Source organism: Corynebacterium atrinae (genome assembly GCF_030408455.1).
GTDB lineage: Bacteria > Actinomycetota > Actinomycetes > Mycobacteriales > Mycobacteriaceae > Corynebacterium > Corynebacterium atrinae.
This window is the reverse complement of the sequence record NZ_CP046977.1, coordinates 1557528-1571214: the sequence shown is the minus strand read 5'-3', so window position 1 is coordinate 1571214 and position 13687 is coordinate 1557528. Positions and strand designations below refer to the sequence as shown.

Here is a 13687-nt window from a genome sequence, read left to right as displayed (position 1 = left end):
GCCTTATTCTGGGCAGTATGACGTTTTGTGATGCAGATCTGCTACGCGACCGCGCCCGAGGGTGCCTCCTCGGTCAGTTCATTGGTGATTCGCTGGGAAGCCTCGTGGAGTTTCAATCTGCAGCTCGGATTGCGCAGCTTCATCCCGATGGTGTCCGCGACCTGGCCGACGGCGGCACGTGGGATCTCATCGCCGGGCAGCCCACGGATGATTCGCAGATGGCCATGATGCTCATCCGCAGCCTGCAGCGCAGGGATACCTTCGACGTCGAGGATGTCTTTGCCTCATATGTCCACTGGTATTCCACCGGCCCCTTCGACATTGGTGGTACGTGCGCGGCGGCGTTATCTGGCGGGCCCGTGAATGCGAATTCTCAAGCCAATGGTGCGCTCATGCGCGTGTCACCGCTGGGAGTGTTCGGCGTGCGCAGCGAAGTTGGTCTAGCTACGGCCGTCGAGTTCGCCCGGGCTGATGCCCGATTGACCCATCCCCATCCCGTGTGCGTCGACGCCAACGCGGCATTCGTAGCGGCACTGACGACCGGCATTCGGGGTGGTGACCCTGAGCAGATGATTGCCGCGATGGAAGCAACTGCTACCAATGAGTCGGTCCTGGAGGCCATCGCAGCCGGCCGGGCTGGTGACGTCAGTGCCTATGAGATCCACGAGGGTTGGGTCCTTCTAGCGCTGTCCATCGCGGTACGCCAACTTATGCTTTTCGACGACCCCGAGTCCGCCTTGATCGATGCCGTCGGGATGGGCGGGGACACCGACACCAATGCCGCCATCGCCGGTGCGCTGCTAGGCGCAGCGCACGGCAATAGCGGTTGGCCACGTCGGTGGGTAGATACGGTGCTGGAATGCCGACCGGGGGAGGGAATACCCAGCGTGCGGCACCCGCTGGGCCGTGAATTTTGGGCCACCGATCTGGTGATGCAAGCGGACGAGCTGGCCGGGCTAATGTCTGAACGTTCCTAGACTGCGACCTCCGGGTGGAATTCCTTCATCCGAATCTGGCGTTCGCGGCGGGCTGCCAAGCTCGAAGCCAAAAGCATGCCCAACGCGATGCACACGAGCACGACAATGGCCTGGATCGCGCGGTCATCCCCGGGAGACATGCCAAACATGGCCTGCCTGATCAGATTGACCGAGTAGGTCATCGGGTCGTAGGTGTGGAACCACTTCAGCGGTAGCGGTTGGGTCTCTGGCGGGTAAATTCCGCCCGAGGAAACGATTTGCAAGCTCATGAGCGCGATGCAGAGCACCCGACCGACCGTGGAACCGAACACCACGTTAAGACCCTGGGTAATGGCCATGAACGCCATGGAGGTTAAGCACATCGCCGCCCACATGCCGAGTTCGCTGACCGCATGGACACCGATGAAGAGGCGCTGGATGCCAAACATCACGGTGGCCTGGGCTAAACCAACCAGCATTGCCGGAATGTAGGAGGCCATGACGACGCGCAATGGGTTTGCCCCGGCGTCGACGGCGCGGCGCTGGAGGGGACGCAGCAGCATGAAGCAGACCGTGCCACCCATGAAAAGACCCAAGCTGATGAAGATGGGGGCCAGTCCCTCACCGAACAGCTGGGAGGACGAGCTGGTGTAGTTAAGAGCAGCGGGGCTGGATACATTCCGAGCAGCGTCATCCAGGGTGTCTTCCGGGAAGTTTGGTATCTGAGTGGCGCTTTCATTGAGTTTCAGTGCAAGTTCATTGCTGCCGTCATCGAGTTTTACTAAACCGGTAGCCAGTGAATTCGCGCCGACGGTGAGCTGATTGGATCCTTCGACTAGTTTCGACGTGCCATCGGCGAGGGTTTGGGTCCCTATCACCAACTGTTGCGAACCATCGGCTAACGTGTGCAAGCCCGTGGCCAACTGGCCCGATGCGGCGGTCGCGGAGTCGACCCCGGACCGATAAGCCGCTGCCGGATCGGCCAATTGATTGTGGATCGTCTTGGCTCCCGCGTTGAGTTGATCTAGCTTGCTGATCAACTCGGACACGTTGTTGCCATTAGGGTTTTGGAGACCGGCAATGATCTGATCCGCTTGATCTGCAGCGGCCATGGCCTGCGGCAGCCCGGTAGCCCGCAGGGAGGCAGACAAGTTCACCAGGGGAGCGAGGAGCTGTTGCTGGGTCTGTTCGATTCCGCTGGCGAAGCCGGTGAGTTGGTCGACACCATCGGCGACCTGGCCTGCGCCAGCTCCCAGTTCGTCGGTAGCTGATTGCAATCGAGTCATGCCGCTCGCGAGTTGGTCTGCCCCGTTTGCCGCGCTGTTGATGCCTGCGTCGAGCTTCTGTGCGCCCTCCGCGAGTTGGCCGACCCCGTCCTGGGCGGAGGTAAGTCCGTCATTGAGCTGGCTCGCACCGTCGGCAAGCTTCGTGGCACCGTCTTCGGCGGTGCCGGTGCCCTCGGCGAGTTGGGAAGCGCCGTCGCCGGCTTGGTGCAATCCTTCGCCGATGGTGTTGAACCCCACCAAGAGTTTGGAGGCAACTTCCGCGCCGAGTTCCTCGTTGATGGTGTCAATGATTCTCACCACGACCTGGTTTCCCAGCGTCATGGCCATGAAGCCGTTGTTGGTGTTGAACACAACATTAAGCTTGGCTTTATGGGGGGTATCCGAATTCGCGCTGACCGCAGCCACCGAGAAGTCGGTGGGGAATTCGATGGCGAAGTAGTACTTACCGTCATTAACGCCAGACAGTGCGTCTTGGCTGCTGACTTGTTCCAAGTGGACTTGGTCAGATTCTCGGAGCTTGTCGACGATTTGCGATGCCGCTTTGATTTGCTGACCATCGACGCTGGCACCTTCGTCGGAATTGACTAGCGCAATCGGCATTTTATTGATGCGGTCGATCGGATCCCAGTAGGACCACACGAAAAGACCGCCGAACAACAGCGGCAACATAATGATGACGGTCAAGGCCAGGGGAGGTAGTTTGCCGCGGCTGAAGCGCTTGAGTTCCGATCCCAAATGCAATCCATTGAGCATCATGCTTTTGCCTCCTGGTTCATGGCAATCTGGGCCGTCACCAAGCCCTCATCGGAATGCGCCGCATCGTAGTCATCGCTGGTGACCGAAATGAAGTGATCACAAATGCCATCGATGTCACTGTTGGAGGTGACGGCAATACAGCTCAGTCCTGGGTCAGCAGATTCTTCGCTGCCGCGCCATTCGCGTGAAAGCCGGCGAAGCGAGAGCAACACCTGCTTACGTGCGCGCAAGCTGCGCAGCTGGTCGATGTCATCGAAGATGAACAGCGAAGGATCTGGCCGGGCGATGAGAGCCAGGACGATCCCCAGCTTCACCCGGTCCACCACTCCGAGGTGCGAGACGCGATGATGGCGGACGAAGTCATCACTCCATTCCAGGCCCATCACATCCAGTGCCTGCAGGCAACCGGGGATCTTGGCCAGTGAACTGGGGCCAAGTTTCCACCACGGGGAGACCCAGGAGGCCTGCTCGCTGATGACGGTCCACAGCTCGACTTCCCTTTCCAGCTGGTGGTGGAAGTCCACTCCCGCAAAGGCCACCCGCTTGTGCAGCATGCCTGGTGTCATCTGCGCCTCGGAAGTAGCCTCATCCTCGTACAGGTAAAATTCTCCCGCCTCGGGCTTCATCCGCCCGGCGAGAACCATGGACAACACCGTGGCGCCTTCTTCTCTGCCCGCATGAACCATGGTCAGCCCGCGTTCGATCTCAAAGTTCTCGCGGGTGCCTCCGGCCGGCAACCGGAGGTCTCGCACTCGGAAAACCAATTCATCCACGCTGTCTTCTTGTTTAGCTGGCATTGATTTTCACACTCCCAACGTCTATTTCAGTCATTCAGTTTCTCGGGTGCCGTTGATCGCTGTGTGTTTGTAGAATTTCTAGCAGTGTCGTTGACGTTTAATTACTACGCACTAACTATGTACTTCTGCGTCCCGCCAATGGGCGGATTGATAGTTCGTTTCGGCGTCCTACTAAATTCAATACGTCAGCGTTTGAGCATCCCTGTGATTTAAAACATCTTGAAGACAAGCTACACCTCATGCAGGGCAGCGAGAAGCTGGGAAATGCCTGTCAGGATATTAGTCAACTGCATGCGAAATTGAGCCAAAGTTCGAGGAACTGGGGAAACGGGGGAGGGGGCCGCACAATTCATGCGTGAGCGATTGATATATGCACTCAGTCGGGCCCGGGGACTCGGAAAGTGCGTCACTGATGGTGATATAACTCACATTAGAGTTGTTGCCTGACTTAGGCCATTTTGGTGTGGCGCAGATCATCTTGACGTCTGGGCCTGGGCATTTTGGCGGTGTGAGGGGCTGTTTGTCAGACTAAGCGGGTAGCAGTGGGGGTGGCAGTAGGCTGTGAATCATGCCACCGAAGATCCGCACCGTACCGACTGCGTCCGGTGCCACGGCTGTGCAGGTCATCTGGGGGTATCGGAATCGAAAGCCGGTTCTTAATCACCTTGGCTCCGCCCACACTGATGAGGAACTTAGCCTCCTTCTCGCCCGCGCCCAACGCATGATCGACGGCGATCAAATAGGCCTCGACCTAGGACTAAACGACGAGGTCACCATGCCAGCCGGGACAGGCGCGGTGGATAATCCCGTACCCATTACCAGCGAACGCGCCAACCACCTCATCAACGCCATCCACGGCGCCTACCACCAGCTGGGACTACACGAGGCCACCGATCATGACCCAGTCTTCTACGACCTAGTCACCGCACGGATCATCCACCCCGGTTCGAAGTTCGAATCCATCGAAACCCTCGCCGAAATCGGTGTCGCCTCTGCCTCCTACCGCACCATCCAACGACGCCTACCCGTCTACGCCACCACCGCCTTCCGCGACCAGGTCACAAAGGCACTTGCCACCCATGCTGGGATCGGCCCAGGCGTGATGGTCCTCTACGATGTCACGACCTTGTACTTCGAAACAGACAAAGACGACGACCTTCGGAAACCAGGATTTTCGAAGGAGCGTCGCCTGGAACCCCAAATCACCGTCGGGTTGTTGTCTGATGCCGCTGGGTTCCCCGTAGCGATCGGGGCGTTCGAGGGGAACAAAGCCGAAACCCAGACGATGTTGCCGATGATTGATCGGCTCAAGGATGCTTATCAGCTTGATGACATCACCATCGTCGCCGACGCCGGGATGTTCTCCGCCGGTAACAAGCAGGCCGTCGTGGATGCCGGACTGCACTACATCCTCGGTACTCGGGAGCGTGACATTCCCTATCCGGTGCAGGTGTGGCTTGATGCTGAACCCACGCGCAGCTTCGAGGACTACACCGACGGGCAGGTATGGAGGTTTGCTGACCGCACGGGCCGTGGACCCGATGGTATCCCGCATTCGGTGACCTACTACCAGTATTCCTGGGATCGGGCACGCCGGACCTTGAAAGGGATCGATGAGCAGGTAGCGAAAGCGCAGCGAGCTGTCGCAGGTCAAGTGCCGGTCAAGCGAAACCGTTATGTGGACTTGAAAGCCCCGAATAAGCAGGTCAACCACACGTTAGCGGATAAACACCGCGCGCTAGCTGGGGTCAAAGGCTATGAGACCTCACGGGTAGATCTGAATCCTGAGCAGGTCATCGGGGCGTATCGGCAGTTGTTCAAGATTGAGAAGGCGTTTCGGATGGCGAAGTCGGATCTGAAGGCCCGGCCGATCTTCCATCGGAAGAAGGATTCCATTGATGCGCACTTGACGATTGTGATGGCGGCGATGGCTGTGGGGCATGTGTTGGAGCAGGCGTCGGGGTTGTCGTTGAAGCGTCTGGTGAGAACGTTGAAGAAGTGCCGGTCGTTCACTATTGAGGTCGCTGGTCAGACTGTTTATGCGCAGTCCCCGGTTCCTGCTGAGGTTGAGGAGATCTTGGCTAAGCTTCCTCGTCTGTCTGACTAATTTGGCCTAAGTCAGGATATATGCACTCAGTCGGGCCCGGGGACTCGGAAAGTGCGTCACTGATGGTGATATAACTCACATTAGAGTTGTTGGAATCCAACAAGCAGCTCGCTCACCGTCAACATCTTCGAGTTCCGAGCATGAAAAAACTCCCCGGAGAGTCGGACCTGTAAATCTCAGTCCGACTCTCCGGGGAGTAGCTCACTAGCCGCCAGATCGGGCTAGGAGAACATTGAGCTTAGGCGTCCAGATCGGACTCAATGAGAGCGGCAATCTTCTCAACAGCCTCGGCGTTGTCAGAAGTGACGGTGACCTTGTCACCCTTCTCGGCGCCCAGTGCCATGATCATGAGAGAGGAGGCAGCGTCTGCTTCCTCGTCTTCATCATCGGCCATGGTGAGGATGATGTCCTCATCGTATTCGCCAGCAGCGTCGGCGACGAGGGAAGCAGGACGGGCATGCAGGCCGACGGAGGAGCCGACGACAACAGTCTTAGAAGCCATGGGGCAGAGGTCCTTTCAACTAAAGGGATGGTGCTATCCAGTGTAGGCAAAGAGCTAGGAGGCGGCCACGACCGAACCGCGAGCGGCAGCTTCCTCAGCGGCCTTGTTAGGCCAGAACTGTTTGAGGGCGATGACCGCGATTGCAGAGACAATGGTGCCAACAGCGATGGAGAGGAGGAAGCCCCACCAGGGATCAATGGCGAAGAGGACAAACACGCCGCCGTGGGGTGCCCGCGAACCGACTTCGAAGGCCATGGACAGAGCGCCAGTGGTGGCACCACCGACCATCATTGCGGGGATGACGCGCAGCGGATCAGCAGCGGCGAAGGGGATGGCACCTTCAGAGATGAAGGACAGGCCCAGCAGCCAGGCAGACTTGCCATTCTCCTGCTCGGCCGGGGTAAACAGGTGCTTACGCACGAGGGTGGCCAACGACAGTGCGATGGGGGGAACCATACCGGCGGACATGACAGCGGCCATGATCTGCATTGAGGCTTCGTCACCGGTGGACAAGCCTGCGGTAGCGAAGAGGTACGCGGCCTTGTTGACGGGTCCGCCGAGGTCAAAGCACATCATGAGGCCGAGGATCACGCCGAGGAGGACAGCGGACGAGCCGGACATCGCGCCTAGCCAGTTGGTCATTCCGGTCATCGCGGCAGCCAGCGGGCGGCCGAGGAGCAAGAACATGACAAGGCCGATAGTCAGCGAGGTCAGCAGCGGAATAATGACCACGGGCATGAGGGAGTTGAGGATCCGCGGGACCTTCCAATTACCGATCCAGTAGGCAATGAGGCCTGCGAGAATACCGGTGACCAGGCCGCCGAGGAAGCCAGCGCCGATCAGCACGGAAATGGCGCCGCCGACGAAGCCGGGGGCAATGCCGGGGCGTCCCGCCAGGGAGTAGGCGGTGTAGCCGGACAGTGCGGCGACGATGAAGCCCATCGCCATCTGTCCTGTGGCAAACAACACAGCACCGAGGTAGAGCGCGAGACCTGAACGGTCGAAGGTAACTGCGACTCCGTCAACGTCGACGGTGTGTCCGGGCAGGTTACCCAGCGAATGGCCGGTGGCGATGGCCTGCCAACCATTGGCCATGTCGTAGCCACCGATGAGGAAGCCGAGGGCCAGGAGGAGGCCACCGGCAGCCACGAATGGAATCATGTACGAAACGCCGGTCATGACGGCCTGTTGGATGCGGCGCGCCCAGCCCAGCTGCTTGCCCGCCTCTTCCGCTGTGGCCGATGCCGCTCCGGCGGAGACTTTGCGGGAGTTGGGGTTCTGCGCCGCGGCGATGGCTTCGTCGATCATGACCTTGGGGTCGTTGATGGCGCGCTTGACTCCGGATTCGATAACGGGCTTGCCCGCGAATCGCTCCCGGTCGCGGACTCCCACGTCGGTGGCAAAAATCACTGCATCGGCGGCCTTGACCAGGGAAGAGTCAATCGCCTTGGTCGAGGAAGAACCTTGGGTCTCCACGACGAGCTCGACGTCGTCGCGAGCCTCGGCAGCCTGGACCAGGGCGTCGGCCGCCATGTAGGTGTGAGCTATGCCGGTGGGGCAGGCGGTAATCGCGACAATGCGCGTCACCTGCTTATCGACGCCCGGTCTTCCCGCAGGAAGGGGGGCAGCTGAGGCGGCTGCAGGCTTCTTTTCTGCAGAAGTGATCTCGATAACGTCCCGAACGATGTCCTCTGGGGAATTGGCGGTACGGAGCCGCTCGAGGAAGTCACCGCGGACGAGAGCGCGGGCGAGCTTGGACAGAATCTTGAGGTGTTCCTTGCCGCCGCCCTCCGGGGCGGCAATGAGGAACACCAATTCAGCATCGCCGTCGGGACCGCCAAAGTTGACGGGACGGGTGAGTCGGGCAAACGCGAGCGTCGGCACGCTTACTGCTGCTGAGCGGCAGTGGGGAATCGCCACCTTGCCTGGTACCCCAGTGGGGGCCTTCGACTCGCGGGCGATAGCGTCTTCAGCGAGCTGAGCGGCGTCCGTCGCCCGGCCGCTGGACGCGACGGTGTTGGCGAGCTGGGTGATGACATCGGTGGGTGAGGCGCCTAGGTCGGCGTCAAGGAGGACCAGATCATTCGTAATGATCTGATTGTTCGGCGAGGTCATGGTTGTTCCTCAGATTTCGTGGGAGAGGTCGTGCACTGTTGTGCCCGCCATATTGAGTTGTGATGGAGATGGAATAGTTGTTCCGGCCAAACTAGCGGCAGCCGAACCGTACGCGACTGCGCGACGGAGGCACTCTGCGGGCGAGTCGCCCTGGGAACGAGCGATGAGGTAGCCAGCCAAGGAGCTGTCACCTGCTCCGACGGTGGAGACCACGTTGGTGGGCGGGGGAGTAGCCACCCAGGCGCCTGCTTCCGTCACGAGTACTGCGCCCGCAGGACCCAGAGTCACGAGCACTTCCGCCACCCCCCGGTCAACAACCTGTCGACCTGCGCGGATCGCCGGAACGAAGTTGCCTTCGGCGGCGGCAGATTCGATTGCGTCACCGTCAGCGCCCACCATCTGACCAATCTCGAGACCGTTGGGCTTGATCAAGGTCGGGGCAGCAATGTTGAGGTTGCGCCCGAGGGAGGCGATGGCCTCGTCCGAGGTGTCGACAGCGATTGGTAGGTCCGGGAACTTGGAACGGACGAGGGCTAGGAGGCTGGTGTACCAATCCAACGGCACTCCGGGCGGCAGGGAACCCGCGAGGACCAGGTAGGTGGCATTGGCGCCAAGCAATGAAATCAAAAACTCTTCCACTTGCTGGCGGGCCTGGGAATCGAGAGTGGCACCGGCGCCATTGATTTTGGTGGTGGTGCCGTCATTCTCAGTGAGGGTGGTGTTGATTCGCACGCTCTCTGTCACCGGAACGTGGCGGTAGGGGATGCCCGTTTTGGCGACCAACGTGAGGAAGGGGTCGCCCTCATCGGCGGGGAAGAGTGCGGTGCTCTCGACTCCAGCCAACACGAGCGCGTGGGAGACATTGATCCCCTTGCCTCCCGCGACCTGGGAAATGGACACGGGGCGAATGACCTGCCCCCGCTGGAGGGGTGAGTCCAACTCCATAGTCGCGTCGATGCTGGGATTAGGGGTCAAAGTGACAATCAAGGGGTGCTCCCTGTCCGTTCGGAAACCGGCGACGTCCGACTTGTGGATTCTTTGCTCTCAACCTGCCTCTTGGCTGGCTAGAACCTCAGGAGATGTTCACAGTGCCTTTGAGCTGGCAATATGGGGTTCTTGGGGGAATTCTAGCTGGTCGCGAGGTGGCTGACGCGTTAAGATAACAACCTAGAGTCGTGCGATGGATCACATTCGATACTCGAATGTGTTTTTAGTATTGTCCGAATGTGTCCGTTTGTCAAGAGTTTACGCCCGGAAACCAGAAAATTGGTAGGCTGGTCGCATTACTCGAGAACTCCTCAATCCGAGATGGGAGACAACCATGGAGGCTGTTCACAGCACCTCTATTAAGGGAACTGGTGTCGTTGCCGGCATCGCCTACGCCCCCGCCGTTTGGGCCCGACCCCGCCCCGAACTGCCCACGCCTGCAGACGATGTGCCGGAGGACCGGCGCGACGCTGAGTATGAGCGCTTTGTCGCCGCTTCCGACACGGTCGCGGATCGACTCCTGACACGCTCGGGGCATTTGGAGGGCTCATCCGCCGAGGTCCTCAAGGCCACTGCTGGAATGGTTAAAGATCGTGGTTGGCGCAAGACTGCTCAAAAGTTCATTGCCAAGGGCCAGCCAGCGGAAAACGCCACAGCCGCGGCAACGGACAAGTTTGTGTCGATGTTCGAGGCTGCAGGCGGTCTCATGGCCGAGCGCACCACCGACTTGAAGGACATTCGTGATCGAGTCCTCGCGGAACTCCGCGGCGAGCCGGAACCGGGCCTGCCGGAGATCGAGGGGGAAGGCGTCCTCTTCGCCGATGACCTCTCTCCCGCGGACACTGCCACGCTGAACACCGACAACATCGTGGCGCTGGTAACCGAGCTTGGTGGCCCGACTAGCCACACAGCAATCATCGCCCGTCAGCTCAGCCTCCCCTGCATCGTCGCCGTAGGATCCTCCATCAGCTCCGTCGAGCAGGATGAAATGGTGCTTATTGACGGCGCGATGGGAACCATCACCCTCAACGCCGACCCGGTCCTGTCGAAGGAAAAGGTCCGCGAATCCCGTGAGACGGCTGCCCTCGTCGCCCAGTGGCGTGGTCCAGCCAAGACCAAGGACGACTACCGGGTCCAGCTTTTGGCCAACGTCGCGGACGGCAACGCAGCGCGTCTGGCTGCAGAGGGTCAGGCTGAAGGTATTGGCCTCTACCGCACCGAGCTGAGCTTCCTGTCGGCATCCGAAGAGCCCAGTGTCGACGATCAGGCCAAGATCTACCGCAAGGTGTTCGAAGCCTTCCCCTCCTCCAAGGTAGTTATCCGAACCTTGGATGCTGGTTCGGATAAGCCCATCGCCTACGCCAACATGATCGCTGAGGAAAACCCGGCGCTTGGTGTGCGTGGTCTGCGCATCGCCAACAACAATGAGCCGCTGTTGACTCGCCAGCTTGACGCCATTGCCCAGGCTGCGGAAGACCGCAGAGATGACGCTCCGACGTGGGTTATGGCACCGATGGTTGCCACTGCGCGTGAAGCCAAGTGGTTTGCCGGCTTGTGCCGGGAGCGTGGACTCGTCGCCGGTGCGATGATCGAGGTTCCGGCAGCCGCCCTCATGGCCGACAAGCTCATGCCTCACTTGGACTTCGTGTCCATTGGTACCAACGACCTCACCCAGTACACGATGGCCGCTGACCGACTCTCTCCGCAGTTGGCATATCTGACGGACCCCTGGCAGCCGGCAGTGCTGCGGCTGATCCGTCATACCTGCATCGTCGGCAACGACACCCAAACGCCGGTCGGCGTCTGTGGCGAGGCGGCCGCAGACCCCATGCTGGCATGTGTCCTCACCGGACTTGGTGTTAACTCCCTCTCGGCTGCTTCCACGGCCCTGCCGGGAGTCGGCGCCCAGTTGGCAAAGGTGGATCTGGAGACTTGTAAGAAGGCCGCAGACCTGGCTCTCGAGTCCGTCGGTGCTGCAGCCGCCCGCGACGCGGTGCGTGAGCTCCTCCTGGGCTAAACATCGACGATTAAGAGAATGTGCCCCTCGAACCAGAAAGGTTTCGAGGGGCACATCTTTGTCTCTGTTTTCAACGCCGCGCTTACTCGGCGATGATGACATCCACTTCGCGTTCCCGAAGTGCGGAAACATAGGACTCCGGCGCCGATGCGTCCGTGATAACGACGTCGATATCACTGATGCTGGCAAAGCTGACGAGGTAGTCGTTTCCGAGCTTGGTTGAATCGCAGAGGACGACAACTTTGTGGGCGTTGGTGACCATCGCGGACTTGATCGCTGCCTCTTGGGCATCCGCCGTGGACAAGCCGTGATCCAAGGTCAGGGCATTAGTACCAATGAAGGCTACGTCCGCCCGCATAAGAGCCAGAGTGCGAAGCGCGGTGTCGCCGACCACGGCTTGGGTAATCGCACGAACGGAGCCACCCAGAAGCTGCACCTTCGACAGTCCCTTGTTGGCCAAGTTCAGCGCTATTGACAGACTGTTGGTCACGATTGACCACTGGCCAGCATCTTGCTGCTCGGCGATCAACTCTGCCAGGGTGCCGATGGTGGTTCCGGAGTCTAAAAACAGTCCCCCATTAGCTTCGGGGAGGAATTCGAGGGCTGCCCGGGAGATTGCTGATTTTGCAGTCGGGGCGGAGCGAAATCGAGCGTCGAGGGAGAACTCGGCTGTCTGAAATGTTTGGCTGGCAACTGCGCCACCGTGAACCCGGTGAACAACCCCCTCCCGGTCCAGGACAGCGAGATCGCGACGAATGGTCTCGGCGGTAACGTCAAACCGACTAGCTAGCTCAGTGACGTTGACTCGCCCTTCGACGGCCGTCAAAGAGGCTATCTGCCGACGACGCTCCTCTGCATACATCACAATTTCCTCGCGTTCCCACACAATCGGTCGGGTAAATGCCCGTTTGTGCCATTCTCCCAAAAAATCGGGGGCAAAGCCCAACAAAGCGCATCACATTTGGTCCCATTCGGGCAATTCTGGGCCGAAAATCCGCGAAACAACCGCTCAGCGCGTTGAGTTATGTTTGTTACATCGGTAACGAGCGGCCCTTTTTCCTCGGCGCATCCCGAATTCGGGGGTAACGTCGGGATGCGACTGCATAGTCTAGCTCGCTGCGAGGGGGTTACATCAGACATCTGACGATGGGAGAGATGCAGTCCCTAGAGCTTACGAAGAACTGACACAATCTTGCCCATGATTTCCGCATGCTCGGCTGGGATTGGAGCGAAGTCATCGTTGTGGGGGAGTAACCACACGCCTGTGGAGTCTTTGTGGAACTCCTTGGCTGTGGCTTCACCCTCAATGAGGGCAGCGACAAACTCGCCCTGCTCTGCTACTGGCTGGGAACGAACAACGACCCAATCTCCGTCGAGAATGCCAGCATCCTTCATGGAATGCCCCACTACCTTGAGCATGAACAGCTCTCCCTCGCCGACGATGTCGGAAGGGAGCGGGTAGTACTCCTCCACATCCTGCTCGGCGAGGATGGGCGAGCCGGCGGCGATGCGTCCAACAACGGGAATGAAGTTTGTCGGGCTGGCGTCGGTAGGGGCATCGGGGTAGTTGGGTCCAGATGCCTCAGCTGCCGAGCGGCGCCCCGGCTTCTTTTTCATGTCGGTGGAAGGAAGGGTTCGTACATCAACGGCGCGCGGCTTGTTGGCGTCGCGGCGCAAGAATCCCTTCTTTTCCAGCTGCTTGAGCTGATAGGCGACGGAGGAGGTCGACTGTAGGCCAGCAGCGTCACCGATTTCCCGAATGCTTGGCGGGTAGCCACGGAGAACCACCGCATCCCTAATAACTTCGAGGATCCGGCGTTGGCGATCTGAAAGTTCGGAGGGGTCTGGTTTGCCGGTCGGGTCGACCTTCGGAGTTGAGCCACTGCGTGCCATGATTTTGGGTCCTTTGCGGTTGGGGTGTGGTTGTGGGGAAACGGGCTGGTTGAGGTGTCTAGTTCGAATGGTGGATTCTGCCGAGCCATCCATCACCTACATGTTTACCACGACTTGGTACGAATGTTCGAGATATTTTGCGGCGGGTGGACATTTTTTCGAACGGGTGCTATAAATCGAACATAGCAGCTACATCGAACATATGAACGTCATATCTGTTCGAGAGTGTCGGGTCCGCTCGATACTCTGACGCACATCGACGAAAGGATAT

Annotated in this window: 10 protein-coding genes; 3 read left to right on the top strand and 7 right to left on the bottom strand. The window is 59.6% G+C overall.

Features of this window, described 5'->3' with window-relative positions; translation table 11 throughout:
- Positions 1 to 17 precede the first annotated feature (17 nt).
- The gene (locus CATRI_RS07695; protein WP_290216294.1) at positions 18 to 977 is read left to right on the top strand and encodes an ADP-ribosylglycohydrolase family protein; all 960 of its coding nucleotides are present in this window, start codon (positions 18 to 20) and stop codon (positions 975 to 977) included.
- On the opposite strand, the gene CATRI_RS07690 is transcribed toward CATRI_RS07695, so the two are convergent.
- Together CATRI_RS07690 and CATRI_RS07685 are read right to left on the bottom strand one after the other, a co-directional pair.
- Positions 974 to 2998 carry a YhgE/Pip domain-containing protein gene (locus CATRI_RS07690; RefSeq protein ID WP_290216292.1) on the bottom strand — a complete coding sequence of 675 codons (2025 nt, stop codon included), beginning with the start codon at positions 2996 to 2998 and terminating at the stop codon, positions 974 to 976. The two genes, CATRI_RS07695 and CATRI_RS07690, sit on opposite strands and share 4 nt — an antisense overlap.
- Positions 2995 to 3771, bottom strand: a complete 777-nt coding sequence (locus CATRI_RS07685) for a hypothetical protein (RefSeq protein WP_290216290.1) — start codon at positions 3769 to 3771, stop codon at positions 2995 to 2997. The genes CATRI_RS07690 and CATRI_RS07685 overlap by 4 nt, the downstream gene beginning before the upstream one ends.
- A 592-nt stretch (positions 3772 to 4363) precedes the next feature.
- Here CATRI_RS07685 and CATRI_RS07680 point away from each other — a divergent pair.
- Complete coding sequence (locus CATRI_RS07680; RefSeq protein WP_290216288.1) at positions 4364 to 5902, top strand: IS1634 family transposase; 1539 nt, start codon at positions 4364 to 4366, stop codon at positions 5900 to 5902.
- Between the two features lie 238 nt (positions 5903 to 6140).
- On the opposite strand, the gene CATRI_RS07675 is transcribed toward CATRI_RS07680, so the two are convergent.
- The 3 genes from CATRI_RS07675 to CATRI_RS07665 are packed head-to-tail and all read right to left on the bottom strand — an operon-like array spanning position 6141 to position 9506.
- The gene (locus CATRI_RS07675) at positions 6141 to 6404 is read right to left on the bottom strand and encodes an HPr family phosphocarrier protein (RefSeq protein WP_047253249.1); all 264 of its coding nucleotides are present in this window, start codon (positions 6402 to 6404) and stop codon (positions 6141 to 6143) included.
- Between the two features lie 54 nt (positions 6405 to 6458).
- Positions 6459 to 8519 (bottom strand): PTS fructose transporter subunit IIABC, encoded by a 2061-nt coding sequence (locus CATRI_RS07670; protein WP_290216283.1) that lies wholly within the window; start codon positions 8517 to 8519, stop codon positions 6459 to 6461.
- Between the two features lie 9 nt (positions 8520 to 8528).
- Positions 8529 to 9506: a 1-phosphofructokinase family hexose kinase gene (locus tag CATRI_RS07665; protein WP_290216282.1), complete on the bottom strand. Its 978-nt coding sequence runs from the start codon at positions 9504 to 9506 to the stop codon at positions 8529 to 8531.
- Between the two features lie 334 nt (positions 9507 to 9840).
- Here CATRI_RS07665 and ptsP point away from each other — a divergent pair, with 334 nt between their 5' ends.
- Positions 9841 to 11523 (top strand): phosphoenolpyruvate--protein phosphotransferase, encoded by a 1683-nt coding sequence (gene ptsP / locus CATRI_RS07660; RefSeq protein WP_290216280.1) that lies wholly within the window; start codon positions 9841 to 9843, stop codon positions 11521 to 11523.
- Positions 11524 to 11605: 82 nt separating this feature from the next.
- On the opposite strand, the gene sugR is transcribed toward ptsP, so the two are convergent.
- Complete coding sequence (sugR, locus tag CATRI_RS07655; protein ID WP_290216278.1) at positions 11606 to 12385, bottom strand: transcriptional regulator SugR; 780 nt, start codon at positions 12383 to 12385, stop codon at positions 11606 to 11608.
- 302 nt (positions 12386 to 12687) lie between these two features.
- A complete protein-coding gene (lexA, locus tag CATRI_RS07650) occupies positions 12688 to 13416 on the bottom strand; it encodes a transcriptional repressor LexA (protein ID WP_290216276.1) in 729 nt (242 codons plus the stop codon).
- Positions 13417 to 13687: the final 271 nt, after the last annotated feature.

Bases quoted from the DNA above. Each gene is read 5' to 3' on its own strand.
- sugR (WP_290216278.1), bottom strand. From the start codon at position 12,385: ATGTATGCAGAGGAGCGTCGTCGGCAGATAGCCTCTTTGACGGCCGTC.
- CATRI_RS07670 (WP_290216283.1), bottom strand. From the start codon at position 8,519: ATGACCTCGCCGAACAATCAGATCATTACGAATGATCTGGTCCTCCTT.
- CATRI_RS07680 (WP_290216288.1), top strand. From the start codon at position 4,364: ATGCCACCGAAGATCCGCACCGTACCGACTGCGTCCGGTGCCACGGCT.
- CATRI_RS07690 (WP_290216292.1), bottom strand. From the start codon at position 2,998: ATGATGCTCAATGGATTGCATTTGGGATCGGAACTCAAGCGCTTCAGC.
- ptsP (WP_290216280.1), top strand. From the start codon at position 9,841: ATGGAGGCTGTTCACAGCACCTCTATTAAGGGAACTGGTGTCGTTGCC.
- lexA (WP_290216276.1), bottom strand. From the start codon at position 13,416: ATGGCACGCAGTGGCTCAACTCCGAAGGTCGACCCGACCGGCAAACCA.
- CATRI_RS07675 (WP_047253249.1), bottom strand. From the start codon at position 6,404: ATGGCTTCTAAGACTGTTGTCGTCGGCTCCTCCGTCGGCCTGCATGCC.
- CATRI_RS07695 (WP_290216294.1), top strand. From the start codon at position 18: ATGACGTTTTGTGATGCAGATCTGCTACGCGACCGCGCCCGAGGGTGC.